This is a genomic window from Cellulomonas sp. Y8, from assembly GCF_008033115.1.
In the GTDB taxonomy this organism is placed as follows: domain Bacteria; phylum Actinomycetota; class Actinomycetes; order Actinomycetales; family Cellulomonadaceae; genus Cellulomonas.
The window spans coordinates 1,628,729-1,653,711 of sequence record NZ_CP041203.1 but is presented as its reverse complement, the minus strand read 5'-3'; the positions used below and the strand labels follow the sequence as shown (position 1 = coordinate 1,653,711).

Here is a 24,983-nt window from a genome sequence, read left to right as displayed (position 1 = left end):
GTTGAGTGGGGGAGGCGGCAGCCCGTACGCGTCATGCCGCGACCGCGGCGGGCACGCGCGCCGCCGGTTGAGTGGTGGGAGCCGGCCAGGAGTCCAGATCACTCAGTCGCCACTCAACCTTCGGATCAGAAGGTTGGGGGTTCGAGTCCCTCCGGGCGCACCCAGCAGGCAGAGGCCCAGCACCGACGAGGTGCTGGGCCTTCGTCGTCCCGCCGGAGCGACGTCGCGCCCAGGTCGGTCGCCCTTCCCCAGCCGGAGCCGGAGCCTCGTCGCCTCGGGCCCCCCGGGAGCCGCGACGGGCGGCTCCGGCAGGCGCAGTCCAGACGGGCGCGAACGCCCGAGTCCTGGCCTACGACGGCGCCGATCGGGTCGTCTCGATCGAGGGCGATGGTGCTGAGACATGGTCGTACGCCTACGACGGGGACGGTCTTCGGTCCACCACCACGCTAGCCGCGGCCAGCGACGCCCCCCAGGGTCAGCAGTTCGTCTGGGATCGGACATCCGCCGTCTCGCTCTTGCTGTCTGACAGTGAGCACTCGTACCTCTACGGTCTTGGCACCGCACCACGCGCGCAGCGCGACGACACCGGTGTGCGCGAGTTCCTGCACGGCGACGCCCTCGGGTCGATCCGGACTGTCACCGACACAACAGCCGCGGTGATCGCGGAGTCCAACTACGAGCCGTACGGGTCCCCGACCATCGCCGCGACCTCCGGTAGCGCGGTGGCAGTCGTCACGAGGTTCGGGTTCGCCGGGGAGTACACCGACGCGACCGCCTGGTGTACCTGCGGGCACGCTACTACGACCCGAGCACCGGTCAGTTCGTCTCCGTTGACCCCGCTATCGACGCGACCCGATCGATGTACGGCTACACGAACGGAAACCCGCTGCAGTTCGTGGACCCGCTGGGCTTGGAGTGGTGGGAAGCACTCATCGACTCCAACGACGAATCGCTGGTCAACAACGCCCTGCAGTCGTTCGGCGCAGGTGTCCTCGACTTCTTCATGAATGCTGCCAACAGCCTCACTCGTATGACCGGGAGCCCCGCAGGAGACCCGTTCGAGCTGATCGGCAACCCCAACGCCTGCGACTCGACCTACGACTGGTCCTACAAGCTCGGCAGCCTCACGACGGCCACCGCGGTGACTGTCGGTTCATTCGGCGGATCGGGATCGAGGGCCGCCTCGGGCGCGGCGGACGACAGCATGGCGGGTGTCCGCGCAACCGGAATCGCCGGCGAACAGGCCGCCGGAATCGTCAAGAACACCCAGCGCATCCCGTCACTGAGCGGGACAGCGAACGACCGAATCCCCGACGAGCTGACAGCCACCGCGATCGGCGAAGTCAAGAACGTCGCGCACCTCAGCTACACCGCCCAGCTGAAGGACTTCAACCTCTACGCGCAGCAAAACGGCATGGCGTTCAACCTCTACGTCCGCGAATCGACGACGTTCAGTTCGGCCCTGCGCGACGAGATCACAGCCGGGCACATCAACGTGATTAGACTCCTGATGTGAGTGACAACGCCCGCACCGAGGAGCTGCGGCCTCGGGAAGACGAGATCCTGCGGGATCTCGAGTCCGTTGGGGTGAGGACTTCGTCGGTCAGCGCCCTGCGGACGTCCGGCGTGCGATACCGGGCCGCGGTCCCCGTTCTTCTGGCGTGGCTCGACCGCGTGGACGACCCGCGCCTGAAGGACCAGCTCGTGCGCGCTCTCTCGGTGCCGTGGGCGGGCCCGGAGGTGCGACAGCGGTTCCTGAGCGACTTCCGCGAGCTGGATCCGCAGGAGGACCCGACCGGTACCGGCATGCGCTGGACCATCGGCAACGCGCTCAACGTCCTGTTCAGCGATGTGTACTACGACGACTACGTGACGCTGGTCGTCGAACCGGCGTTCGGGCGGGGCCGGGAGATGCTGGCGCTCGCGCTGGGCAAGTCGAAGCGTCCGGAGGCAGCTGCTCTGCTGGCGTCGTTGGTGGGTGACCCCACGATCGGCGGGCACGCGATCCAGGCGCTCAGCCGCGTGGCTACACCGTCGGAACGTGCGGCGCTGGAGTCAGGGCTCCAGGATCCTCGCGGGTGGGTCCGTGCGTCGGCACGGCGCGGGTTGTCTCGACTGACGCCCGGCTGAGCGACACGGCCGTCTACACCCATGGCGTGAGCACGAAGCAGCGGCCGGGGCTCAGCCGGTGAGTGCCGCGTCCCCCGCGCAACACGTGGCGGCCGGTGGCTCGCAGGGTCGCCGCACATCCATACGCATGACCACCCCCACCCGCTGGTAGATCGAGTTCCACTTCCCGAGCCGGGCCGGCACGTCCCGCCACGGCGAGCCCGTGCGGTACTTCCAGACCATTCCCTCGATCGCGCCACGGTGGTCCGACCACGGGCGACCTGCACCCTGCGACGACGGCCGCAACGGCTCGACGACCGACCGCACCTCGTCCGAGATCTCCGTGCGTACCCATCAACCCTCGCCCACGACGACATCAACGCGGTTAATCAACACGCCCTAGTGGTCTGGCGTCAGTGCCGCGCGAGGGCGCGGGCCTCGGCCAAGGCCGCCTTGCACGCCAGGTACCCCGGCGACCGGCGGCCGGGGACACCGGCGGTCGCGGGCTGTTGCCGTCGCTGTCGGGCTCGCTCGACGGCGGCGGCGCGGCAGGCCTCAGCGACCTGGGACGGGGCCGGCAGGGGCACGCCGTCGGCGTCGAGCCAGGCCGCGAGCCGCGCGACCAGCCACCCCCGCGCCCACCGCACCCCACGGGCGCCGTCGTGCGGGTGCGGCGCCCCGTCCGGGGTGCGGTCGATCGCCTTGACGAGGTCCGCGACCGACCAGCCCGCCAGGTGGAAGGTCCGTACCCGGGAGGCAAGGTCGCGTGTGGATATGCCTCGCAGGACCGGCAGCCGCCACCGCAGGTCGAGTGCCGCCTCGAGGCGTTGCGCGCGGTCCTCAGGCAAGCGACCCCCAGCACGTTCTCGGCAGCGTCCCGCAGGATGCGGGCGCCGGCGAGGGTGGATCGGACCTCGTGCATCCAGACCTCCTGCCTGACGCGGCGCGATCCCGGAGGGATCGCCGCGGCGACGTACAGGCCGCTGGTCTCCTGGGCGATCGTCGGCGTGAACGGCAGCAACGCTCGCGCTCGGGCATCCGCATGCTGCCCGCGTCCGCCCGGGCGCGACGCCCCGGGCAGGTCGGTCGCGCTCACGCGTGCGAGTCCGGCGCCGCGGCGCGGCGCGGGCACCTGGTCGCCGTCTGCTGCGCGGACCCGGTCCAGCAACCACCCGGCCTGGGCGGGGCGCTGCGCGGGCGACCACGCGCTGGTGATGCCGGCAGCGAGCACGTCACAGACGGTGGCGCGCACCGCGTGCGCGGCCAGCGCCGCCCTCGAGCACCGCTCCCGCCAGCGCGCGGCGTACCGAATCGTCGGGCAGGGACCGAGGCGCCGCCGCTGGGACCTTCGGGCGGGGGACACGCAGCGTCGGGTCGTCGTCGCGGTACCCCTCGCGGACAAGGAAGATCGACCACGCCCGCAGCGCTTGGTAGTACGTCGCCCGGGACTCGGGGTTGCGAAGCAGTCGAAGCCACTGAGTCATCGCGTCCGCCGTCAAAAGGCAGTCGGCCAGCCCTGTGTCCCGAGCTGCCGAGCGGACGATCCTCAGTCGCTCGGAGATGGTCTTCGGCGAGTTGTTCGCGACGTCCATCTTGGCGGCCCACCGCTGCAAACTCACGCCCCAACAGGCGCATGCTGGGGGCGTCATCGTCGTGTCCATACGCACCTGGCTACCTGGCGTCCTGACCGGGTGAGTGGGGTAGCTCTTGCCACGCACGTTCACGCTGCGAGTGCCTCAGTCGGATCGACCGCCCACTGAGTGGTGGCGTCTGCGAAACCACTCAAGTCGGCGTTTCGCCACTCAGGCCTCGGATCAGAAGGTTGGGGGTTCGAGTCCCTCCGGGCGCACCCAGTGTGACAGCGGGATCGAGGCCCAGCCCCGAGACGGTGCTGGGCCTTCGTCGTTCCGCCAGGAGCCACGTTCTTGCAGGTCAGTGGATCGTGATGCGCCGGAAACGGCCGCACCGCGGTCTGAGGTCGCCGTCGAACCGATAGGCGACCATCAACGCCGCCGTGGAAGCCCAGCCGTGGAGTACCCCGATCCCAGCGCGTGGCACGCCTGAGGAGCGATTCAGGCAGCGGCCGGTGCCGCCCTGGGGGTCTACGCGACAGCGGCCGCGCTCGGGGACCAGGCAACCTGGCTGCACCCGGTTGCACGCGTGTTAAGTACGCTTTACATTGCTGTGCATGACAGGGAGGCCGATCGCTACCGCAAGTGCCACGCTGGTGGTGCTCGTCGCTCTGGGGGCGGTGCTTGGAGCCGCTGTCGGCGACGGCATCGGATCGTTGCTGTCGGGTGCCGGCGTCGGATTGGCGGTCGCCGTCGCGGCGGCCGTCCACTTCGGGGCGCGGACACTCGCTGCACGCACAGCCGACGCGCGGGGGCCCGAGTTCGCATCGGACTCGGTCGAGCGGGGGGTGTTCAAAGACGCATTGGGCGGAGTGGCCCCCGACGCGCTCAGCGCGATGGCACTGTCCACGGTGCTCAGCCTCCTCATCCCGGATCTGGCCGTGGTTCGGGTGGTGCTGATCGGCGCGTTGGCGATCGTCGTGATCGACCTCGTGGTGCGGCTCCGGTTGGGGTGGCGCGCAAGGGTGGTCGACGATGCGTAACGACGTCCGTCACCTGCGAGAGCGGCGCGGCATGACGCAGTCGGGCCTGGCGGAGGTCGTCGGGGTGTCGCGGCAGACGATCATCGCGATCGAGCGTGGCCGCTTCGATGCGAGTCTTCCCTTGGCTTTCCGTCTGGCGGCCGCGCTGGGGACGCGCGTGGATGAGCTGTTTCACGTGGACGACTCGGGCGCCGGTCCGGGCGTCGACGTCACATTGACGTAGGGGGAAACATGGCACCAATCATCATCACTATCGTGCTCGCAGTCGTCGTGACTGGGGTTGTCTGGGGCGCCGCCCGCGGGGCGTTGCCCGCGAACGGGATGGTCGGAATCCGGACTCAGAAGACTCAGCGGTCGGAGGGTGCGTGGCGCGCTGCGCACCGTGCGGCACTTCGGCTGGTTCTCCCAGCGAGTGCGGTGGTCGTCCTGGCGGGGGCGCGATCGCCCTGTTCGCTCTGCCGAGCGGCTGGAACGCGGAGGTCGTGGGCCTCGTGCTTCTGGCGTTGTACGCGATCATGCTGGTCGGCGCGGGGCGTCGCCCAGCGCGCGGCGACCGACTCGCAGCCGGTCTAACCCCCCGCCCGAAGTCTTAAGTCCCTTGACTGGAGTGGGCGCGGGCGTCGATCGGCCTGTGGTCCTTCGGACTGATCATGATCGGCGCAGCGTGCTCGGCTCCCAACGTCGATCTCGTGGTGCGTGGACGGGAAGACCCGGCGGAGTTCGAGTTCCCGACACCCGCAGGCGGCGAAGGGCAGCTTCTCGCACAGAGTCGCCACGAGGCGGGCTCCTAGGCACCGCCCGGCCGCCGTGGAGGTCGGCGATGTCGTCACGGCCCCGCGGCACGAGCGGGACGGGCTGGTGACCCACCGGGTCGTGCAGGTCACCCCCGCGGCCGCTCTACGGTGTGGCCATGACGACGCTCTCCGTAGGCATGATCACCTTCGACACCACCGACGCGGTCTCTCTGGCGACGTGGTGGGCCCGGCACGTCGGCGGGACCGTGCGCGACGAGGCGGACGGCTGGTTCGTCACCGTCGACCGGCCCGACGGCCCCGCGCTCGCGTTCCAGAAGGTCGCCGACCCCACGCCCGGGAAGAACCGGGTGCACCTCGACATGCACGCGCAGGACCGGGAGACCGCCGTGCGCGCCCTGCTCGCGGACGGCGCGTCGCTGGTGGCGCAGCAGCAGATGCCCGGGTTCCGATGGACGGTGCTCGCCGACCCCGACGGCAACCAGTTCTGCATCGCGCAGGCGGACGGCGCCTGACGGGACCGCGGCCGACCCCGACCGATCGGTCGGATCGCCGGCAACGCTGCGCCCGCGTCTGGGGCGGCGGTTTCGGACAGTGGGAGCAGAGTATCTTCGAGTGGACAGGACTTGCCGCCGGCATGTCGGGTGTGACGCCACCGGGTAGCTACAAGCCGGTTCTGCCGGGGACCGCGGTGCACGCGATGCTCGTCGCGAATCTCATGCCGCTGCAGGTGATTCGTTTCATTGCCTCGCGCGGTGAGGGCGGGAGGGGTCGACTGACCCGAGCTCTGCTCGGGGCGCGCTCGCTCGTGGCCGCGCATTGGGGCGGAGCTCCGGACATCCGAGTGCGACTCGGGGGCCGCAGCATCGTCCACGCGGCATCCGCGATCGGACACATCGCGAATTTCGTCCCAGGTGCCGCCTGCCTGGTCGTCTATATCAATACCGCGGCGGCGCTATTCATCCGGCTCGCCCGCTTGCTTTTTTCTCTCGGCGCGGCCCACTTGGCAGTCGGGATCTCGCATTTGCCGCGATCGATCGCTACAGGCATGGACTGGGTGGCGTGGTCCGACTCCGGGAACCCGAGTGATTGGTCGCCTCGAAGCAGTTCGCAACCCAAGGCATGGGATCTTGTTGGTTTCCTCGTCGCGTGGACTGTGATCGCTGGAACGTCGATCGGCGTGACGGTGACCTGATGGGATTTCCTCGCGTAGTGCATGTGGGAGGTGAAGAACGGTGGAAGGGTATCGATTGATCCTGGCGAGTAGCAATGACGATCGCGAGGGCATGGCGCTCGAGCTTCAGACGACACAGGGCGAGCAGGTCGCGGACGTCTTCGAGAGCGAAGAATCGGGCCACCGGAGCGTGCGATTCTATACGCAGTCGGAGGTTCCGATTGAATTGGTCCGATGGTTGCTGAGAGAAGCAGACCGTCAACTGTAGAGGTGCGAGCCCGGCGTGAATCGCGAGGTCGCCATGAGCTGAGGATCTGAGCGCGTACCACACCGCCTCGGGCAACCCGCCCGGCCGTTGGGTGGGGAGGGCCCGGGTGCTCTCGGTGTCTCCGGGCGGGTCGCGGAAGCGCAGATGAAGGCGCTGTTCGGTGAGAGTCGCCACTCGGACGCCGACGCGATCGAGCGTCGAGCCGGAACATCCACGCCGGGTGGGTGTCAAGATCGTGAAGGGTCGCTCAGGTCGCTGACAGCTCCCCCGGCGGACAGGAAGGCGTGGTCGTGAAGGAAGAACGAGTGAGCGCTACCTACGTCGTGGGCGTGGAGCGCTTCGAGATTGCCTTCGAACCCTACGGCGAGGAGTTGTTCGCAACTCTCACCATAAGGATCCGTGGCGACGAGCTGTGGCGGTCTACCGAGCGTTCGTGGCGTCCAGTTGGAATCGGGAACGGGACTCGTTCGGCTTATATTTGGACGGCGAGGACTCTCGTCGAGCTGTCGACGTCCGGATCGATGTGGTCCGCGAAGTTTGACGAGGACCTGATCTGGGTCTACCAGGCCGGCGCGGCGTGGGTTGCAGTCTGCGAAACTTCGGTGCGACTTGTTGGAACCGAGGGTGAGGTGGACAGGTGGGAGCTTGCCGACGTAGTTGCCGAGGCTGATTGGCGGGGTGAAAAAATGTACGTCCGAGACGTGGCTGGACGTGAGGTCTTCCTCCGTGTGCATGGTGACGAGTTCCATCCCAGTGTGCCGTGAGATGGCGCGCAATGAGTCGTTGCCTGACGGTCCAGCTGGGCACATGCGGATAAGTCACTGGTTGTGAGACGTGCTAGAGCGTGGGGGCTGTCCCGTCTGAACCGACGCCGGCAGGCCGCGAGCAGCTCCTCAGAGCCGGAACAACGGGTTGTGCCCGTGCCTGGCAGTCGCTTTGGTCCTCGGCAGCCCCAGGTCGCGCAACGGGCGGGTCAGGCAGGTGTCCGGCCCAGGAGCCGACACGCTCCATGTGCGCAAAGACGCGTGCGTTCGGCGTGTCACGGGGCGATGAACTCCGGGAGAACCTCAACGACGGTGGCGTGTCGGGCTTTCGTCGTCCTGCTGGCCATGCCTCGTCCCGGGCCCAGGGCCCGGTCGCGTGACGTGATGAGACCAGCCTCGCTGTACTCGCGAGCGAGGTCGAGGACGCAATCGACGGCCAGGTCGCGGGTGGCCATCTCGGTGACCTGACCGGAGACGTCAGGGCGCAGCCGCGCCAGGCCTGCGGCCCACCCCGCGACGCCGCGGGCGCTACGAGACCGGCGCCGGCGAGAGCCGAGCGCCCGTGACACCTGCCGCCCTGAGGTCTCGTGCGATCGCGGCGCTCACGACGAGCGTGTCCGCCGCGGTGCGGGAGGGCATGTGGACCACGCGGCCATAGGCCTCGACGTCTCGCGCGGGGGTGTGCCAGGTCGTCATCGCGTGGCCGGCGAGCTTGGCCGGGGAGTAGAAGTAGCGCCCGGGTGTGCCGAGCCGGGGATCCCGCTCGGCGAGCTCCTCGTCGAGGACGTCGTGGTGAACGGGGAAGTGCGGGGTCCAGTACGTCAGTTCCTCGCCCTCGCCGTGCTTGAGCGCGCCGGGCAGCCACTGCACCTCGTCCTTCGGGCCGAGGTGGGATTCGAGAATGTCCCGCACGCGGGGGCTGACCAGACGCACCGCGTCCACGGTGAAGACGAGGTCGAACGGCAGTCGGGTCGTCGAGAGCCACCGCCACGCGGGCACGCCGGCGTCCTCGATCCGGCCCGTCTCGCACAGGCGCCGCATGAGTTCGAGGTCGTGGCCGTCCGGTTCGGCGACGAGCGAGGCGTCGGCCGACGCGTCGGCAGAGAGCTCGAACCACTGGGCTGCGTGTGCTCGAGAGCGGGGAATTGCACGTCATCTCCACCTGTCCTAATCCCGGCAGTGTGCAGCACGTACGACCGTCGCGTCTCGCAGTTCGACTTCGGAGCCGTCGCGCTGGAGTCCTGCAAGAAACACTGCCGATCGCTGCGCTGCCGGGAACTCCTGAGCGAGCCGGTCGGCGGCCTGCATGCGCTGGGGAACCCGGTTGTCGTCGTGCTCGTGGTGGCGCTCCTCGTCGGGATCACGGCGCTGGTGACGTTCCCGGTGCGGCGGGGCTCCGACGACGGGGGCACGGACCCGCGCCTCTGACGGCGTGGACGGCGTCCCGACCCGCCCGCCTGATCGGTACGATCGTCCACATACGCTGCGGGCGCTCGCCGGCCGGAGCCGTCCGACCATGCCCGAACCCGCCGAGAGGCAGCGCACCACGCCGTGTACTCGCTCCTGCTGACGATCGTCTACGTCGCCTTCATCAGCCTCGGGCTGCCCGACTCCCTGGTCGGGTCCGGGTGGCCCGTGATGCACGAGGACCTCGGGGTCCCGCTGGCCTTCGCCGGGATCCTCACGATGATCATCTCGGTCGGGACGATCGTGTCGAGCCTGGCGTCCGACCGCCTCACGCGCCGGTTCGGTGCCGGCCTCGTCACCGCCGTGAGCGTCGGGATGACCGCGGCGGCGCTGGTGGGCTTCTCGCTGTCCGGGTCGTTCTGGCTGCTCTGCCTGTGGGCGGTCCCGTACGGCCTCGGGGCCGGGGCGGTCGACGCGGCGCTCAACAACTACGTGGCCCTGCACTACGCCGCGCGGCACATGAACTGGCTGCACAGCTTCTGGGGCGTGGGCGCCTCGATCAGCCCGTTCATCATGAGCTACGCCCTCGGCACCCGGCTGGGGTGGTCGGGCGCGTACGGGATCGTCGGCGGCATCCAGATCGCCCTGACGCTCGTGCTGCTCGTGAGCCTGCCGCTCTGGGGCCGGGTGAACCCCGTGCGTGCGGCCGAGCGCGCCGGGGACGACGAGGACGCGCCGGCGTCGGGGGCCCGCGCGGCGCACGTCCCGCTGGCCCAGGCGCTGCGCATCCCGGGCGTGCTGCTGATCCTCACCGCGTTCTTCGCCTACTGCGCGCTCGAGAGCACCGCGATCCTGTGGGCCTCGACGTACCTGGTCACCGACCGCGGCGTCGACACGGCCACCGCGGCGGCGTTCGGCTCCCTGTTCCTGCTGGGCATCACCGGCGGGCGGTTCCTGGCCGGGTTCTTCGCGGACCGCGTCGGCGACACGCTCCTGATCCGCGGGGGCTTCGTGACGGTCGCGGTCGGGGTCGTGCTCATCGCGCTCCCGGTGGGGACCGACGTGCTCGCGCTCGCCGGCCTCGTCGTCGCGGGGCTGGGCTGCGCGCCGATCTACCCCGCGATCATCCACTCCACGCCGGTGAACTTCGGCCGCAGCAGCTCGCAGGCGATCATCGGCATCCAGATGGCCGCGGCGTACACGGGCTCGACGCTGGCGCCGCCGCTGTTCGGGGTGCTGTCGACCTGGGCGGGGACATGGATCTTCCCCCTGTTCGCCGCCGTGCTCGTCGCGCTCGGCCTGGTGATGTCCGAGCGGCTCAACCGCCTCGTCGCGCGCCGCGCGCCGAGCGCGGCCGGGGTCACCGCGTCCTGAGGGCGCGGTGGAGTTCGCCATGGCGTGGGTCGTCCTCATCGGGTCCGGCATGCTCGAGGCGGTGTGGGCGACGGCGCTCGCGGCGTCGAACGGCTTCCGGCGCGTCGTCCCGACGGTCGTGTTCTTCCTGTCGATGGGCCTGAGCATGGTCGGCCTGGCGTGGGCCATGCAGATGCTGCCCACCGGGACTGCGTACGCCGTGTGGGTCGGGATCGGCGCGACGCTCACCGTCGTGTGGGCCGCGGCGACGGGCCAGGACCGGCTGGGTGCCGCCCGGGTCGCGCTGCTGGTGCTGCTCATCGGCTCGGTCGTCGGCCTGAAGGCGGTGAGCTGACGTGCCGTGGCTCGTCCTGCTGGTCAGCGCCGTGTTCGAGGCGGTGTGGGCGACCGCGCTCGGGATGTCCGAGGGCCTGAGCCGGCCCGTGCCCACGGTCGTGTTCTTCGCGGCGCTCACCGCCAGCATGGGCGGGCTGGCGTGGGCCACCCGGACGATCCCGATCGGGACGGCCTACGCGGTGTGGGTCGGCATCGGCGCCGCGCTGACCGTCACGTACGCCATGGTGGCGGGGGACGAGGCGGCCTCGCCGGCGAAGGTGCTGTTCCTCGCCGGGATTGTCGGCGCGGTGATCGGGCTGAAGCTGGTCCCGCACGCCCCGGGTACCCGGGACCGCGGTCGACCGGACGACGCCGCGTCCTCCTGACGCACCGGTCCGCGCCCCGCTCGCCGGGCGCGCGCGGGCGCGGCCTGGGACGATCACCCGATGCCCCCCGAGCCCTGGTTCCGGCGGACCGTCGCCACCGCCCGACGGTCGGCGCTCGCCGTGTGGGACCGCCGCGGGGAGCTGCGCGACCCGACCTCGCGCGCCGCCGTCGTGCTCGGGCTGCTGCTGGTGGTCGTGGGCGTCACCGGGCTGCTGGTCGTGCACGACGCGGTGGCCGAGGGCGACGACCTCGCCGAGGCCGACCTCCCGGTGCTGGACTGGCTGGTCGCCGCCCGCGGACCGGGGGTCACGGCATTCCTCACGGCCGTCTCGGCGGTGACGGGGCCCGGCGTCCTGCCGGTGGTCGTCGTGGTCGCGTGCCTGGTGTGGGGGCTGGCGACGCGCTCCTGGTGGCAGCCGGCGCTGCTGGCCGGGGCCATGGTGCTCTCGACGCTGGTGTCCGTGGCGATCAAGTCGGCGGTGGCCCGCCCGCGCCCGCCGCTGGACACCATGACCGTGCCGGGGTCGGAGTCGACGTACTCGTTCCCGTCGGGCCACACCGTCGGCACCGCGACGTTCCTGCTCACGGCCGGGTACCTCATCTGGATCCGGAGCCCGCACGTGCGCTCGCTCGTGCTCTGGGCCCTCGGGACCGGTGCGGGCATCCTGCTCGTCGCCGGGAGCCGGCTGTACCTCGGCTACCACTTCCTCACCGACGTGACCGCGGGGTTCGCGCTCGCGGTCGCCGTGCTGGGCGTGGTGGTCGTGGTCGACCGGCGCCGGGCGGTGCGCGCCGCGCGCATGACGGCCGGCGCCGGGGGCGACGACGCGGGGGCCACGCCGGCGGGCTGACCCCGCCGGCGCGTGCCCGGCCCCGCCCTCAGCCGGGCAGCTCCGCGCGCCGCCGCAGCCGCCCGTCCGCCCCGATCTCGAGCACCGCGTCCAGCCCGAGCCGCTCCAGGAACGGCCGGTCGTGGCTCACCACGAGCAGCGCGCCCCGGTACGCGTCGAGCGCCTCCGCGAGCTGCGCCACGCTCGCCAGGTCGAGGTTGTTGGTCGGCTCGTCGAGGACGAGCAGCTGCGCGGGCGGGTCCGCGAGCAGCAGCCGCGCCAGCGCGACCCGGAACCGCTCGCCGCCGGACAGGGTGCGCACCGGCCGGTCCACCGCGTCGCCGCGCAGCAGCAGCCGGGCGAGCTGGTTCCGCAGCGTCCCGGGCGGCGTGCCGGGCGCGACCGCCTGCACCGCCGCGAGCGCGCCGGCCTCGTCGTCCAGGCCGTCGAGGCGCTGCGGCAGGTAGCCGACCGCGTCGGTGAGCAGCCGGCCGTGGGGCCGGCCGGGCGCCGGGGCCGACCCGCAGACCAGCTGCTCCAGCAGGGTCGTCTTGCCCGTGCCGTTCGCGCCGACCAGGGCGACGCGCTCCGGCCCCTGGACGACCACCGTGCCGCCGGCGCCGTCCGCGAGCTCGGCGATCCGCCGGCCCCGCGGCACCCCGGGGTCGGGCAGCACCAGGTGGATGTGCTCGTCGTCGCGCACGCGGGCGTCGGCGGCGTCGACCGCGGTCTGGGCCGCCCGCACCCGGTCGTCGAGCGTGGACCGCAGGGCGCCCGCGGAGTTCTGCGCCCGGCTGGCCCGGTTGCCGGCGAGGATCTTCGGGATGCCGCCGTCCCGCTGGGTCGCCCGGGCGGTGCGGGCCCGCCGGGCGAGCGTCGTCTCCGCCTCGGCGCGCTGCCGCTTCTCGGACCGCAGGGCCTGCTGGGCGGACCGCGCGGCCTGCTCGGCGGCCGCCTGCTCGGCCTCCCGGTGCTGCTGCCAGGCGCTGTACGTCCCGCCGAACGTCTCCAGGGTCCCGTCGTGCAGCTCGGCGATCCGGTCGACGTGCTCCAGCAGCTCGAGGTCGTGGCTGACGACGACGAGCGTCCCCGGCCACGTGTCGACGAGCTCGCCGAGCCGCGCGCGGGTGGGCCGGTCGAGGTTGTTGGTCGGCTCGTCGAGCAGCGTGACCGCGGTGCGGCGCAGGCGCAGGCCGGTGACCGCGATCAGCACGGCCTCGCCACCGGACACCTCGGCCACCCGCCGGCCGAGGTCGGCCGCCGAGAACCCGATCTGGTGCAGCGACTCGTCGGCGCGGGCCTCGATGTCCCAGTCGTCGCCGACGGCGTCGAAGTGCCGCGGGTCGACGTCCCCGGACTCGATGGCGCGCAGCGCCGCCAGGGTGCGGTCGATGCCGAGCAGCTCCGCGACGGTGGTGTCCCGCGCGAGCGTGAGCGTCTGGGGCAGGTACCCGACGTCGCCGACGACCTCGACCGCGCCGGAGGTGGGGGTGAGCAGGCCGGCGACGAGGCGCAGCAGCGTGGACTTGCCCGAGCCGTTGCGGCCGACCAGGCCGGTGCGGCCGGCGGTGAACGTGGCGTCGAGGCGGTCGAGGGCGACCGTGCCGTCGGGCCACTCGAGCGTGACCCCGCGCAGGGTGACGGTGGGGGAGGGGGACATGGGCGTGCTCTTCTCTCTCCCGGGCCCGTGGGCGGGGAGGGCTGGTCGGCGTGGGCGGCCGGCCGAGGTGCGCGCTGCGCGGCCGGCCACGCGCGGGGGCGTGCCGGGGCGGGCGGCCGGGCGGTCGCGCACCGGGTCGGGTGCGGCGCCGGACGTGCGGGGACTCGTCGCGGCGCGGTCGACGCCCGTGGCGGGCGGACCGGCGCTGCGCGTCGGACGACGGGGCGAGCCACCGGCGGTCCGGTGGCTAGGCTTTGTCGACCTCGATCGTCTCCACGGGGCGACCGTAGCAGCGGTCCCCGCCGCCGGCCCAGGCCTTTTCCGCCGGGGGTGACCCACCGTGCGGGCAGCCCCGGCCCCCGGGCCCGTCACCGCGCCCGTCGCGAGCGGGTGGCGCGTGGCCGCCCGAGCACGCCGAGCGACCGCCGCAGGCGGCCCGGGCGCAGGGCCAGCGCCTCGGCCGCCCCCGGTTCGGTGCGCGCGCACGCCAGGACCACGCCGAGCGCCAGCATCGTCGCGACGAGCGAGGACCCGCCTGCCGACACCAGCGGCAGCGGCACGCCGATGACCGGGGCCAGGCCGATGACGGTCCCGATGTTGATCAGCGCCTGCGACACCACCCAGCCCAGGACGCCGCCGGTGACGACGCGGGCGAACGGGTCCGGGTGCCGGCCGATCACGCGCAGCATCGCCAGCGCGAGCACGGCGAGCAGCGCCAGCACCAGGAGCGTCCCGGCCAGCCCGAGCTCCTCGCCGACGATCGCGAAGATGAAGTCGTTGTGGGCCTCGGGCAGGTACGACCACTTCTGCCGGGACTGCCCGAGCCCGGTCCCGAGCCAGCCGCCCGAGGCCAAGGCCCGCACGCCCTGGGTGGTCTGGTAGCAGCTGCCGAGCGGGTCGCAGTCGCCACCGAGCCAGTCGCTGATCCGCTGCACCCGCCGGGGCGCGGACGCGGCGATGGCCACGAAGGCGAGCGCGGCCGCGGCGCCCGCCACCGCGAACAGCCGCAGCGGGGCGCCCGCGACGAACAGCGCCGCCGCGACGAGGGTCGCCATGACGAGCGAGGTGCCGACGTCGTGCCCGGCGAGCGTGGCGACGATCGCGACCACGGCGCCCGGCACCGCCGGGAACCCCGCCGTCCGCCAGTCGCGGATGCCCTCCTGCCGGGCCGCCAGGACGCGCGCGAGCCACAGCACCAGGCCGAGCTTCACCACCTCGGCCGGCTGGCCGACGACCGGGCCCAGCGCGACCCAGCTCCGCCGCTCGCCCTGGCTGAGCCCCAGCGGGGTGAACACGAGCAGCTGCAGCACCAGCGCCGTGAGCAGCAGCGGCGCCGCGGCCCTCCGGTACGCCCGCAGCGGCACCCGGGCGGCCACGAGCATGGCTGCGACCCCGAGCACCGCGAACTGCAGCTGCTCCGCCGCGAGCGCGTAGGGGGAGTTCCCGCGGGCGATCGAGTCCACGGCGGACGCGGACAGCACCATCACCTGCCCGAACACCATCAGGGTCAGCGAGGCGCCGAGCAGCAGCTGGTAGCTGGCGGCGCCGTCGGCGCGGGGCTGCCCGGGGGCGGGCGACCGGTCCGTCGGCGAGCTCACCGAGCCACGCTAGGCACGGTGCCGGGCGCGATCAGCGGCGTCTGAGTGGTGGCGGTGGAGTGGTTGGGTGAGGCCGGACGGGGAACCCGGGTGCCGCGCGCCACGCGCCCGCGCCATGATGAACGGGACGGCGACCTCGGGAGGGCGGCGGTGGCGATCGACGTGCGGCGTGAGCGCGCCGAGCTGTACCGGGCGGGCGCCGAGTGGGCCGAGGTCGTGGTCCCCCCGGCGGACTACCTCGCCGTCGACGGGCACGGCGACCCGAACTCGTCCGCCGCCTACGCGGACGCCGTCGGCGCGCTCTACACCGTGGCGTACGCGGTGCGTGCGGCGCGGAAGCGGCGCACCGGGGAGCCGTTCGTGGTCGGGCCGCTCGAGGGCCTGTGGTCGAGCGCGGACCCCGCCGCGTTCGGCCGGCCGCAAGGCCGACTGGGACTGGACGATGCTGATCCCGCTACCGAGCGCGGTGGCCGGTGCCGACGTCGACACCGGACTCGGGGCCGCTGCGGGGCGGCGGCCGGATCTGCCCGTCGACCGGGTCCGGCCGCTGACGCTCGACGAGGGCCGGTGCCTCCAGGTGCTGCACGTCGGGTCGTACGACGACGAGGCGCCCGCGCTCGCCCGGCTGCACCACGAGCTCATGCCCGCCCACGGCCTGACCTGGAACGGCCGGCACCACGAGATCTACCTCGGCGACCCGCGCCGGGTCGCGCCCGACCGGCTGCGTACGGTGCTGCGGCAGCCGGTCCGCCCCGCGGGCTGACGCGGCCGGGTCAGCGTGGCGGCGCCGCCGGCGCCGCCTGCCCCCGCCACCAGGCCGCGCGGCGCTCCGGCGCCCGCCACGGCGCCTGCTCCGGCCAGTGCAGCACGACGGACCGCCACCCGCGGGCCACCCGCCGGCCGAGCCCGCGCGGCGACCGCAGCGGCCGGGCGGAGATCGACACGGCCAGGCCGGCGTCGTACCGGACCGACCCGGGCGGCAGGTGGAAGCTCAGGTCCAGGTCGTCGTGGACGTCGGCCTCGCGGTGCACCTCGTGCCGTGCGGTCCGCCAGGCGGCGGCGCGCACGGCGCACGCCGACCCGAACACCGGGGGGCCGCCGAGCGCGAGCCCCGCCAGGACGAAGTAGGCGCGCATGTAGAGCAGGTGCACCAGCGCGCTGCCCAGCCCGCCGACCGACCCGAGCCGGAACCGCCCCGGTCCGGTGACCGCGGCGCACCCCGGGTCGTCCGCGAGCAGCACCTCGACCCGCGCGAGCCACCCCGGGGGCAGCACCGTGTCCGCGTCCACCCGCGCGATGACGTCGCCGGTCGCGGCGTCGTACCCGGCCGCCGCGGCGGGCCAGATGCCGCGCTCGGCCTCGTGCACCACCCGGGCGCCGGCCGCGGCGGCCACCCGCGCGGTCCCGTCGCCGCTGGCGTTGTCCACGACGACCACCTCGTCGGGGAGCCGGGTCTGGGCCGCGAGGGACGCGAGGCAGCGCGGGAGCCGGTCCTCCTCGTCCCACGCGGGCACGACGACGGAGATGCGCAGCGGGGGGCGGCCGGTCACCGGAGCGTCCTTGTCGGGTCAGCGAGCACGCCCCATCCCCGCACGGCGAGGGCCGCCCGGCAACCGGGGACGCGCCGTCGTCCGCGGCGCCGTGCGGGCCCACCCGCCGGTCGGGCGGTTCCCCGAGACCGGCGACCGGCTCGACCAGCCGTTCCGGTGCCTCCCGGTGCCTCCCGGTGCCTCCCGGTGCCTGCCGGTGCGGGCGTCAGACGGGCTCGTCCGGGGGGCCGGGCGCGCGGGCCGGCGCCCGCCCGTCCGATGCCCGTGCGTGCGCCGCGGCCGCCGCGTCGAGCGCCCCGCCCAGCACCGCCACGAGGTCGCCCCGCGGGACGGTGGCCGCCCGCAGCCGCGGCGGGACCAGGCCGGCCCGCACCGCCACGGCCCCGACCCCGGCGAGCCCCAGGCCGAGCAGCACCGGCCAGGTCGCCTGCCACAGCGTGACGGTGTCGAGGGCGGGCACGGACAGCACCGGCACCCACCGGCCCGCGAGGTACCAGGTCGCGACGGTCCCGCCGAGGCAGAGCACGACCCAGGACACCAGGCCGACGTCGGCCCCCACCGGGCCCGGTCGGACGTGCCGGCGCAGGATCGTCGCGGTCCGGACCAGGATCAACGTGGAGACGGTCGCGACGAACGGCAGCGCCACCGTGATGACGGCCAGCTCGGGGCCGTCGGCGAGGGTGCGCTTCGCGGCGTACTTCGCCACCGCGCCGCTGCCGAACGGCGCGCCGACCACGGCGAGGGCGAGCACGGCGGCGCCGGCGAGGACCAGCCCGCGCAGCCGCCCGCCCCCGTGCCGCTGCCAGATCTGCACGGACAGCACGAGGCCACCCTTGGCCATCCCGTGGTGCACCGCGTAGACGACGGCCGACAGCGCGCACGCCTGGGCGAGCTCCGGGATCGCGAGCGCCACCCCGACGAGCACCGTGATGAAGCCCATCTGGCCGACCGTGCTGTACCCGAGCGACACCTCCGCGTCGTCGTTCAGCACCCCCGGCACGACGGCGAGCAGCCCGCCCGCCAGCCCGACGACCACCAGGGCGGTGCCCCAGCCCGGCAGGGCGACCTCGCCGAGCGGCAGCAGCCGCAGCAGGCCGACCAGCCCGACCTTGACGACGGTGCCGCTGAGCACGGCGCCGACCGGGATCGCGACGGTCGACTCCAGGAGCGGAAGCCAGCCGTGCAGCGGGAACGTGGCGGCGCGGATGCCGAACGCGACCAGGGTGAGCGCCACGACCGGCACCAGGACGGGTGAGGTCGCCACCACCGCGGGCACGTCGGCGAGCCGCCCGCCCCCCGCCCCGACGACGAGCGCCGCGGCGGCGACGAGCGCGGCGTCCGAGGTGACGGCCAGGGCCAGGTGCACCCGGGCGGCGGACCGCGCGGGACCGCCCGCCGGGAGCCGGGCCATCAGCCCGACCGCGACGGTCGTGACCAGGCACCCGGCCACCAGCGTCACCACGTCCGCCGCCAGCAGCGCCAGGGCGTTGCCGGCGCAGCAGAGCAGCAGCAGCGCCGTCAGCCGGACGGCGCCGGGCGTGCCCGCCCGCGCGGTGACGACCAGGGCCGCGGCGTACAGCACGGTCGCGACCAGCACCAGGGGGCGCGACAGCGCGTCGACCAGCACCAGCCCGTCCGAGCCGGAGCCGGTGCCGGACCCCGCGCCGGTGCCCAGCACGGCCAGCGCCGCGAGCGGGAGCAGCGCGAGCGGCGCGGCGGCGGCCGCGGTCCGGCGGCGGTCGCCGCCCCGGGCCAGCAGCACGGCGCAGAGCGCGGCGGGGAGCGCGAGGGCACCCAGCCACAGCAGGTCGGTCGTCACGGCCGCAGCCTGGCAGGAGCGGTCGCAGCCGCGGTCGCCCGCGCAGGCGTGGGTAGGTGGCGGCCCACGGCGGTCAGGCGTAGGGGTCGACGATCCGGCCGATGTCGGCGCGGTCCTTCGCGCCGGTCTTCCGCCTGATGTTGTACAGGTGGCTCTCGACGGTCCGCCGGCTGAGGAACAGCCGCCGGGCGATCGCCGAGGTCGACTCGCCGCGCGCGATCAGCGCCGCGATCTCCCGCTCCCGCTCGGTCAGCTCGGCGCTGCCCGCCTGCTCGTCGAGGGGGACGGAGGGCGTCGACCCGAGCACCTGCGCGTCGGCGCGGGCGCGGGCGGCGCCGTCGTCGTCCCCGGCGACCTGCAGGAGGCCCGCCGCGATCAGGTAGCAGCGGACCGCCTGCTCCCGCATGTCCAGGGCGACGAACCGTCGGGCGACCGCCACGAGCGCGTCCGGGTCGCGCCCGTCCCGCAGCGCGTGCTGGGCGTCGAGGTAGGTCAGGTACGCCTCGCCGCCGACCCGCTCCGCGGTGCCGCGGAAGGCGGTCGCGAGCCCCGGGTCGAAGGACAGCAGCAGCCGGTAGATCCGGGTGGCGTCCGCGGCGAGGTGGTGCCCGAGCCCGCGCTCCCGGTCGGTGAGCAGGTCGAGCAGCCGCGCGCCCTCCTCCGGGTCGCCGCCGGCGAACAGGCTCATCGCCGCGACCCAGAGCGCGTCGCCGAACGGCAGGGCGTCGGCGGGCGCCTCGTGCTCCTCGGCCAGCGCGCGCAGCCCCTGGACGAGACCGGTCTGCTGGCTGTGCAGCGACAGCGTGGCGAGCAGCACGCGGGCGGCCAGGTCGGGAGCGACGACGAGCGCGCGGGCGCGCAGGCCCGAGGCGAGCACCGGCAGCAGCTCGCGGCGGGCGGCGTCGAGGCGCATCCGGCTGCCCAGGCACAGGGCCGCCACGTACAGGCCGCCCACCCAGGTCGACGGCGAGCCCTCGTCGACGGCCGCGCCCGCGAGCGCGCGGGCCCGGTCGACGCCCTCGGCCAACCGCCCGCTGCCGTACCGGGTGAGCACGGAGAGCACGTCGGCGCTGTCCCGGAGCAGGGCGGGCCAGCCGCTGCGCTCCCCGGCCAGCAGCGCGGCCGTGTCGTCGTGCCGGCCCGCGATCACGTGGCACGCCGCCAGCGCCACGCGCGCCGCGGCCGCCGCCGGGTCGTCGCCGTCCACCCGCGGGCCGAGCGTGGCGGCGTAGCCGTCGGGCACGTCCCCGTACTCGGCGCGGAGCGCCACCGCGAGCGAGTCCAGCGCCTCCCGGTGCGCGGGTGTCGCGCCGGCCGGCAGGCCGGCCACCAGGCCGTCCGCGACCGCGGCGGGGTCCCCGCCCTGCGCGATCGCCCAGCGACCCTCGAGGTACCGCAGCTGCACCGGCGCGAACCCGTCGAGGTCGGTGGTCCGGTCGGTGCGCGCGAGGACGTCGTCCACGCGGCCGGGCTCGTCCTCGACCGACAGCAGCAGCCGGAGCAGCTCGGCGGCGTGCTCGGTGCGGGGGTCGTCCTGCCACCGGCGCGCGGCCGCCGCGAGCTGGATGCGCACCCGGGTGGCGAGGAGCCGGGCGACGGCGGCGCCCCCGGCCCCGGGGTCCTCGGACCAGCCGGCGGGGACGGGCCCCGCGACGTCGTCGCCGACGGCCGCGAGCAGCCCGCGCAGCCGCGTGCGCAGGCCGGCGTCCTCGCCCCCGGGGTCGGTGTCCAGCGCGTCGAGCGCCGCCGTGACCAGGCGGTACCGCGTGGTCTCGCCGGTGGCACGGGCGAGGTGGTCCGCGAGCCCGGGCGGCGCGACGGCGACCGTGGGCTCCCCGCCCGAGCGGCCCGCGCGGAGCATGCCGCGCCGCTCCAGGGCGGACAGCCGGTCCCCGCCGAGCAGGGCGAGCGCGGCGCGCAGGGGCAGCGGCCCGACGACGCCGAGCAGCTCGACCGCGTCGCGGTCCTCGGGCGGGAGCCCGGACACGGCCGCCGCGTGCATCCCGGACACCCGCGCGGAGCGCAGCAGCTCGTCCGGCACGGGGCCGGGCTCCCAGCCGCGCCGGCGGGCCTCGTCGAACACCGCCAGCGCCAGCGAGGGCTGGCCGCCCGTCTCGGCGTGGATCCGCACCGAGAGCTGGGGCGGCACGGGGCCCTGCGCCCGCTCCTCGAGCACCGCGTGCAGGCCCTCGGCGGACATGCCGCCGATCGCGACCTCCACCACCGGCCGGACGTTCTCCACGAACCACGGCACGAACGGCACGCCGGGCACGACGGTCGTCACCACGGGGGTGCCGAGCCGGCGGTGCACCGCGCCGAGCAGCCCCCAGGACTCCCGGTCCAGCAGGTGGCCGTCGTCGACGACGAGCACCGTGTCGTCGTCGCCGAGGTGCTCGAGCAGCGCCTGGTGCAGGCCGGCGAACCCGACCGGCTCGGCGCCGCGGCCCGGGAGCACGCCGGGCAGCGCCAGCCGCACGGCGGCCAGGGGCGGGGTGCCGGCGACCCCGTCCACCCGGAGCACGTCCCGGCCGGACCGGTCCAGCTGCGCGGCGACGCGGCGCAGCGCGTGCGAGCGCCCGGACCCTGCCGGACCGGTGAGCAGCACGCTGGTCCCGCGCCCGGCGAGGGCGGCCACGCCGTCGGCGATCTGATCGGTCATCGGTCCCACCTGGTCCTTCGTCCGCGGACATCGTCGAGCGCGCAAGCAACCGGGCCTCCCAGTGGACCGCTGTTCGGGCGGATTGACCAGACCCGGGCGCGCAGTCGCGTGGTCGACCGGCCGGCAGGGCGTCGTCGTCCGCCCGACGACGTGCCCGAGATCCCCCCGGAACGCCGGCCGGTCGACCAGGGACGACCCTGGTGCCCGACCTGCCCGGCTCCGAGCAGCGCTGAGTACCCCCGTCGTCCGAGCTCAGTGCCTCGCCCGCCGTCGTTGAGCGCGGCGCCTGCGGAGCTCCGTCCCCGGCCGACGGCCGGACCGTCTGCCGGATGCGCAGGGTGACGACGAGCTCGCGGGGGGACCGGGCCGGCGTGCCGGAGCCCGGTCGCACCGAGAGCACCGCCGGGGCCGCGGGCGATCGCACCGAGGTCGGGTGCGTCCGTGCGGAGGAGCGCCGTCGGTCCCACCGAGGAGGGGCTGAGCGGGGACGAGCGGCCCGGAGTCTTGTCCCGTCCAGTTCGCACCTGTCACCGCGACGAGCCACCCGGGGCGAGAGCCGCCGGAGTGCCGATGCCGTCGCGAGGAGGCCTCGATGATCTCACGTCACTCGTCCGGCGCCCGGCCCCTGCGCGGCGTCCGGCCCCAGCGCGGCAGCGGGCCGATGCGCGCGCTCGCCGGTCGGTGGTCCAGGCCGGTCGGTGCCGTCGCCGCGAGCGGCGCGCTGCTCGCGACCGGAGTGACCGCCGCCCACGGCGACCCCGGTGCCGCGCCGTCCGCCTGGGCGCACGAGTTCCTCGTGGACTCGCTCGGGACCGAGGGCGACGACGCCCGCGGCGACGGGGTCTGCGCCACCGCGAGCGGCGCGTGCACGCTGCGCGCCGCGATCGAGGAGTCGAACACGATCAACGCCGGCGTCGGGCAGGTGCGCATCGGCGTGCACCCCGACTTCGCGGGTGGGCTCATCGACATCACCGGCCCGTCGGAGAGCACCTGGATGCGGACCACCCCGGTGTCGACGGGCGGCACGATCACCGGCGACAACGGCGCCGTCTTCGAGATCACCGCACCCGTGACCATCGACCTGGAGAACCGCCTCCGGGCGGCGCCCCCGAACAGCTCCGCGGTCCCGAGCGCGGCGGTGTTCCACATCGACGGGCCGGACATCACCCTGCAGGGCGTCGACGACTCGTGGGGCGCGGAGACGACGTTCTACGTCGGTCCGCGGGCCTCGGACGTGCACATCACCGGCGGGACGATGGCGACCCCGAACGCGAACCCGAAGCGGTTCCTGGTCGTGCGGGGCGGGGCGTCCAACGTCCGGCTGACCGACTACGAGGTGTCGGGGTTCGCGTCGAACGGGACCACCCAGGGATGGGGCTTCGTCGACGGGTCGTCCGCGTCCGCCCCGGTCAGCGGGCTCGCCGTCGAGGGCGTGCGGTACTCCGGCTCCGCCACCGGCGCGTGCAACGCGTCCTCGGCCACCGGCTGCACGTCGTCCCCCATGTCGTTGCGCAACCAGACGGTCCGCGACCTCACGTTCTCGGGCAACACGGTGGTCAACTTCGCGCAGGCCGTGAACAGCAGCTCGAGACTCGTGGACCTGCGCTCGGCCGTGGTCGACACGATGACGTTCGAGAGGAACGTGGTCGAGGGCGCGCGGCTGCGTGAGCCCGTCCCGCTCATCGACTTCGGGCGGACCACCGCGGAGGCGGCGCGCGTCGAGGAGTTCTCGATCGCCGACAACACCTTCACGGGGCTCCAGGTCACCCACGCGTCCCCGAGCGCCGTGACCGCCCTCGTCCACCTCCCGCAGGGCAGGGGTATCGGGCGATCCGGCTCGATCGTGGACAACCGCCTCCACGCCACCCCGCACGTCTCCGTCTCGGCGGTGCACTGGACGGGCCCGCACGGCAGCAGCCGGAACGTGACGCCGTCGGGTGTGACCATCGAGCGCAACGACATGGTCGGGTTCCAGGTCTGGTGGGGCACCACGTCGCTGCCCCGGAACAACCTCGTCCACCTGTCGGGGACGGGCGCCGTCACGGTGCGGATGAACACCCACCGTTCGCCCGCGCTGAGCACCGCCTGGGCGCCCAACGACTTCGAGATCGGGCTCACCGAGAACATCCTCGTGAACGCCAACGAGGGCGCCAACGGGAAGCTCGCCCCCTGGTTCCCGACGGCCCGCGGGAATGCCGCGACCCAGCCGACGCCCTACCCGGTGGGGTGCACGGCCGAGTTCGACATCGAGCCGCGCACGGAGCGCCGCCTCGACGCGCCCACCGTGGTGGACGTCCTCTGGGGCACCGCGACGGGGCACTCGACCGCCGTGCTCGACTCCATCGAGCTGACGTCGCAGCAGCGGCAGCGGATCGCGGTCACCATCCCGGCGGCGGGAGACCCCCGGCTCGCGCACCTCGAGCCGGACGCCGTCGCGCCGATCGACCCGGCGACCGGCGCGATCAGCGGCCACCTGCGGGTGCAGGCGCACTACGCGGTACCCGGGGGGCAGCTGGCCTCCACCCAGATCTCGCGCGCGCTCACCATCACGGGTTCCTGCCGCGTCGACCTGTCCATCGACCAGGCCGCCGACCAGAACGACCCGACGCTGGCGCGTGACCTGCACTACACCGTGAAGTCGACGCTCCCGCTCGACCCGGGGACGTTCACGCCCGACTCGTTGACCGTGACGGCGGAGCCCACGGACGACACCATCGACGCCGAGCGGCTCAACCCGCGCGCCGTCTCGGTCACCCCGGTGGCCGGCACCGGGAACACGGAGTTCACCGTCGTCGCGCAGGTCGACGACTCGGCCGTCGTCACCGCCGCCATCGAGCCGGGGCGGGTGACCGCCGAGGCGGGCGTGACCAACATCGGTGCCGCCACCAGCTCCGACAACCAGATCACCTTCGTCAACCCGGTCGTGGTCGACCCTCCGGCCGTCGCGCTCGTCGTCGGTTCCGGGGAGGAGGCGGAGTACGCGCTGGGTGTCCGGCCCGGTGCTCCGGTGCCGAGCGACGACCTGCGGTTCAGCACGGCGCTGGACGCGCGCGGGACCGAGCTCGGCGTCACCCTCGGGACGCCGGACCCGGAGATCCGCGCGGGCAGCGGCACGACGGGCCCGCTGCCGGTCACGGTCGGCAGTCCCGACCTCGACGAGAACGGCCTGTCGGTCAGCGTGGGGCACGCGGTGACCTCGGCCGACCGCAACTACGACGGCCTCGTCGTGGGTGCCCTCGACGTCCGGCTGTTCTCCACGAACCCGAACCTGGAGATCACGAAGCAGGCGTTCGTCGACGTCGGCGACCCGACGTCGCCCGCGAGCGTGCTGGCGACGGGTACCGAGGCGCCGGCCGGGTCCCGGCTCAGCGACGGGCAGGCGGTCTGCTGGGTCTACACCGTCACCAACACCTCGGCGGACGACTGGGCCTCCGTGCTCACCGACGTCTCGGTGCGGGACACGGACACCCGGCTCGGCTCGGACGGGCTCATCGGGACGCTGCCCGAGCTGGGCGTCGGTGCCGTGCACCGGCTGCACGCCTGCGCGGTCCTCATCCCGAGCGACACCCGGGTCCCGGGCTGACCCGACCGGGTGCTGAGGCGGGCGTCGCCCGGCCCCGCCGGCGCACTGAGACGTGCGCGTGAGGGCGCGGAGGCGAGCGCGGAGGGCACCGAGGAGCCCCCTCAGGCGCGGTCCGGCCGC

General features: G+C 73.9%; 24 protein-coding genes and 1 pseudogene. 16 read left to right on the top strand and 9 right to left on the bottom strand.

Annotated elements, in window-relative coordinates:
* Nucleotides 1-71: 71 nt before the first annotated feature.
* The 3 genes and pseudogenes from FKM96_RS22160 to FKM96_RS07425 form a co-directional block, all read left to right on the top strand.
* A pseudogene (locus tag FKM96_RS22160) lies at nt 72-407 on the top strand (hypothetical protein); the annotation flags it as partial.
* Nucleotides 408-778: 371 nt separating this feature from the next.
* Nucleotides 779-1,516 carry a putative toxin gene (locus FKM96_RS07430; RefSeq protein WP_168216908.1) on the top strand — a complete coding sequence of 246 codons (738 nt, stop codon included), beginning with the start codon at nt 779-781 and terminating at the stop codon, nt 1,514-1,516.
* A complete protein-coding gene (locus FKM96_RS07425; protein WP_147794701.1) occupies nt 1,513-2,130 on the top strand; it encodes a HEAT repeat domain-containing protein in 618 nt (205 codons plus the stop codon). The genes FKM96_RS07430 and FKM96_RS07425 overlap by 4 nt, the downstream gene beginning before the upstream one ends.
* A gap of 51 nt (nt 2,131-2,181) precedes the next feature.
* Here FKM96_RS07425 and FKM96_RS22155 read toward each other — a convergent pair whose 3' ends face one another.
* The 3 genes from FKM96_RS22155 to FKM96_RS07410 all read right to left on the bottom strand — a co-directional run bounded on the left by FKM96_RS22155 (nt 2,182) and on the right by FKM96_RS07410 (nt 3,770).
* The gene (locus tag FKM96_RS22155) at nt 2,182-2,436 is read right to left on the bottom strand and encodes a transposase (protein ID WP_168216907.1); all 255 of its coding nucleotides are present in this window, start codon (nt 2,434-2,436) and stop codon (nt 2,182-2,184) included.
* 86 nt (nt 2,437-2,522) lie between these two features.
* On the bottom strand, nt 2,523-2,957 hold the full coding sequence (locus tag FKM96_RS07415; RefSeq protein ID WP_147794700.1) for a hypothetical protein: 435 nt from the start codon (nt 2,955-2,957) through the stop codon (nt 2,523-2,525).
* A 384-nt stretch (nt 2,958-3,341) separates the two neighbouring features.
* Nucleotides 3,342-3,770, bottom strand: coding sequence for a hypothetical protein (locus FKM96_RS07410; protein WP_147794699.1), 429 nt, complete (start codon nt 3,768-3,770; stop codon nt 3,342-3,344).
* 527 nt (nt 3,771-4,297) lie between these two features.
* Here FKM96_RS07410 and FKM96_RS07405 point away from each other — a divergent pair.
* The 6 genes from FKM96_RS07405 to FKM96_RS07380 all read left to right on the top strand — a co-directional run bounded on the left by FKM96_RS07405 (nt 4,298) and on the right by FKM96_RS07380 (nt 7,681).
* Nucleotides 4,298-4,723, top strand: a complete 426-nt coding sequence (locus FKM96_RS07405; RefSeq protein WP_147794698.1) for a hypothetical protein — start codon at nt 4,298-4,300, stop codon at nt 4,721-4,723.
* A complete protein-coding gene (locus FKM96_RS07400) occupies nt 4,716-4,946 on the top strand; it encodes a helix-turn-helix transcriptional regulator (RefSeq protein WP_147794697.1) in 231 nt (76 codons plus the stop codon). Before FKM96_RS07405 ends, FKM96_RS07400 begins: the two co-directional genes overlap by 8 nt.
* Nucleotides 4,947-4,954: 8 nt before the next feature.
* On the top strand, nt 4,955-5,296 hold the full coding sequence (locus FKM96_RS22150) for an SdpI family protein (RefSeq protein ID WP_147794696.1): 342 nt from the start codon (nt 4,955-4,957) through the stop codon (nt 5,294-5,296).
* A 337-nt stretch (nt 5,297-5,633) separates the two neighbouring features.
* Nucleotides 5,634-5,990, top strand: coding sequence for a VOC family protein (locus FKM96_RS07390; RefSeq protein WP_147794695.1), 357 nt, complete (start codon nt 5,634-5,636; stop codon nt 5,988-5,990).
* A 176-nt stretch (nt 5,991-6,166) separates the two neighbouring features.
* A complete protein-coding gene (locus FKM96_RS07385; RefSeq protein ID WP_147794694.1) occupies nt 6,167-6,670 on the top strand; it encodes a hypothetical protein in 504 nt (167 codons plus the stop codon).
* Nucleotides 6,671-7,222: 552 nt separating this feature from the next.
* Nucleotides 7,223-7,681, top strand: coding sequence for a hypothetical protein (locus FKM96_RS07380; RefSeq protein WP_147794693.1), 459 nt, complete (start codon nt 7,223-7,225; stop codon nt 7,679-7,681).
* A 528-nt stretch (nt 7,682-8,209) separates the two neighbouring features.
* Here FKM96_RS07380 and FKM96_RS07375 read toward each other — a convergent pair.
* The gene (locus FKM96_RS07375; protein ID WP_147794692.1) at nt 8,210-8,680 is read right to left on the bottom strand and encodes a hypothetical protein; all 471 of its coding nucleotides are present in this window, start codon (nt 8,678-8,680) and stop codon (nt 8,210-8,212) included.
* Nucleotides 8,681-8,860: 180 nt separating this feature from the next.
* On the opposite strand from FKM96_RS07375, the gene FKM96_RS07370 reads away from it, so the two are divergent.
* The 5 genes from FKM96_RS07370 (at nt 8,861) to FKM96_RS07350 (ending at nt 12,015) form a co-directional block, all read left to right on the top strand.
* On the top strand, nt 8,861-9,109 hold the full coding sequence (locus tag FKM96_RS07370; RefSeq protein ID WP_147794691.1) for a hypothetical protein: 249 nt from the start codon (nt 8,861-8,863) through the stop codon (nt 9,107-9,109).
* 123 nt (nt 9,110-9,232) lie between these two features.
* On the top strand, nt 9,233-10,462 hold the full coding sequence (locus tag FKM96_RS07365) for a sugar MFS transporter (RefSeq protein ID WP_147794690.1): 1,230 nt from the start codon (nt 9,233-9,235) through the stop codon (nt 10,460-10,462).
* Nucleotides 10,463-10,481: 19 nt separating this feature from the next.
* A complete protein-coding gene (locus FKM96_RS07360) occupies nt 10,482-10,796 on the top strand; it encodes a multidrug efflux SMR transporter (RefSeq protein WP_147794689.1) in 315 nt (104 codons plus the stop codon).
* 1 nt (nt 10,797) lies between these two features.
* Nucleotides 10,798-11,163: a multidrug efflux SMR transporter gene (locus FKM96_RS07355; protein WP_147794688.1), complete on the top strand. Its 366-nt coding sequence runs from the start codon at nt 10,798-10,800 to the stop codon at nt 11,161-11,163.
* Between the two features lie 60 nt (nt 11,164-11,223).
* Nucleotides 11,224-12,015 carry a phosphatase PAP2 family protein gene (locus FKM96_RS07350; RefSeq protein ID WP_147794687.1) on the top strand — a complete coding sequence of 264 codons (792 nt, stop codon included), beginning with the start codon at nt 11,224-11,226 and terminating at the stop codon, nt 12,013-12,015.
* 28 nt (nt 12,016-12,043) lie between these two features.
* On the opposite strand, the gene FKM96_RS07345 is transcribed toward FKM96_RS07350, so the two are convergent.
* Together FKM96_RS07345 and ftsW are read right to left on the bottom strand one after the other, a co-directional pair.
* Complete coding sequence (locus FKM96_RS07345; protein WP_147794686.1) at nt 12,044-13,654, bottom strand: ABC-F family ATP-binding cassette domain-containing protein; 1,611 nt, start codon at nt 13,652-13,654, stop codon at nt 12,044-12,046.
* A gap of 368 nt (nt 13,655-14,022) precedes the next feature.
* Nucleotides 14,023-15,252, bottom strand: coding sequence for a putative lipid II flippase FtsW (gene ftsW / locus FKM96_RS07340; protein WP_246855249.1), 1,230 nt, complete (start codon nt 15,250-15,252; stop codon nt 14,023-14,025).
* Between the two features lie 442 nt (nt 15,253-15,694).
* Here ftsW and FKM96_RS21385 point away from each other — a divergent pair, with 442 nt between their 5' ends.
* Complete coding sequence (locus FKM96_RS21385) at nt 15,695-16,015, top strand: GyrI-like domain-containing protein (RefSeq protein ID WP_246855248.1); 321 nt, start codon at nt 15,695-15,697, stop codon at nt 16,013-16,015.
* Nucleotides 16,016-16,025: 10 nt separating this feature from the next.
* On the opposite strand, the gene FKM96_RS07330 is transcribed toward FKM96_RS21385, so the two are convergent.
* The 3 genes from FKM96_RS07330 to FKM96_RS07320 all read right to left on the bottom strand — a co-directional run bounded on the left by FKM96_RS07330 (nt 16,026) and on the right by FKM96_RS07320 (nt 21,280).
* Entirely contained in the window at nt 16,026-16,802 is a 777-nt protein-coding gene (locus FKM96_RS07330) for a glycosyltransferase family A protein (RefSeq protein WP_246855247.1), read from the bottom strand.
* 205 nt (nt 16,803-17,007) lie between these two features.
* Nucleotides 17,008-18,621 (bottom strand): proton-conducting transporter membrane subunit, encoded by a 1,614-nt coding sequence (locus tag FKM96_RS07325; protein WP_147794685.1) that lies wholly within the window; start codon nt 18,619-18,621, stop codon nt 17,008-17,010.
* Nucleotides 18,622-18,694: 73 nt separating this feature from the next.
* A complete protein-coding gene (locus FKM96_RS07320; protein WP_147794684.1) occupies nt 18,695-21,280 on the bottom strand; it encodes a LuxR C-terminal-related transcriptional regulator in 2,586 nt (861 codons plus the stop codon).
* Between the two features lie 592 nt (nt 21,281-21,872).
* On the opposite strand from FKM96_RS07320, the gene FKM96_RS07315 reads away from it, so the two are divergent.
* The gene (locus FKM96_RS07315) at nt 21,873-24,863 is read left to right on the top strand and encodes a hypothetical protein (protein ID WP_147794683.1); all 2,991 of its coding nucleotides are present in this window, start codon (nt 21,873-21,875) and stop codon (nt 24,861-24,863) included.
* The last annotated feature ends 120 nt before the right edge of the window (nt 24,864-24,983 follow it).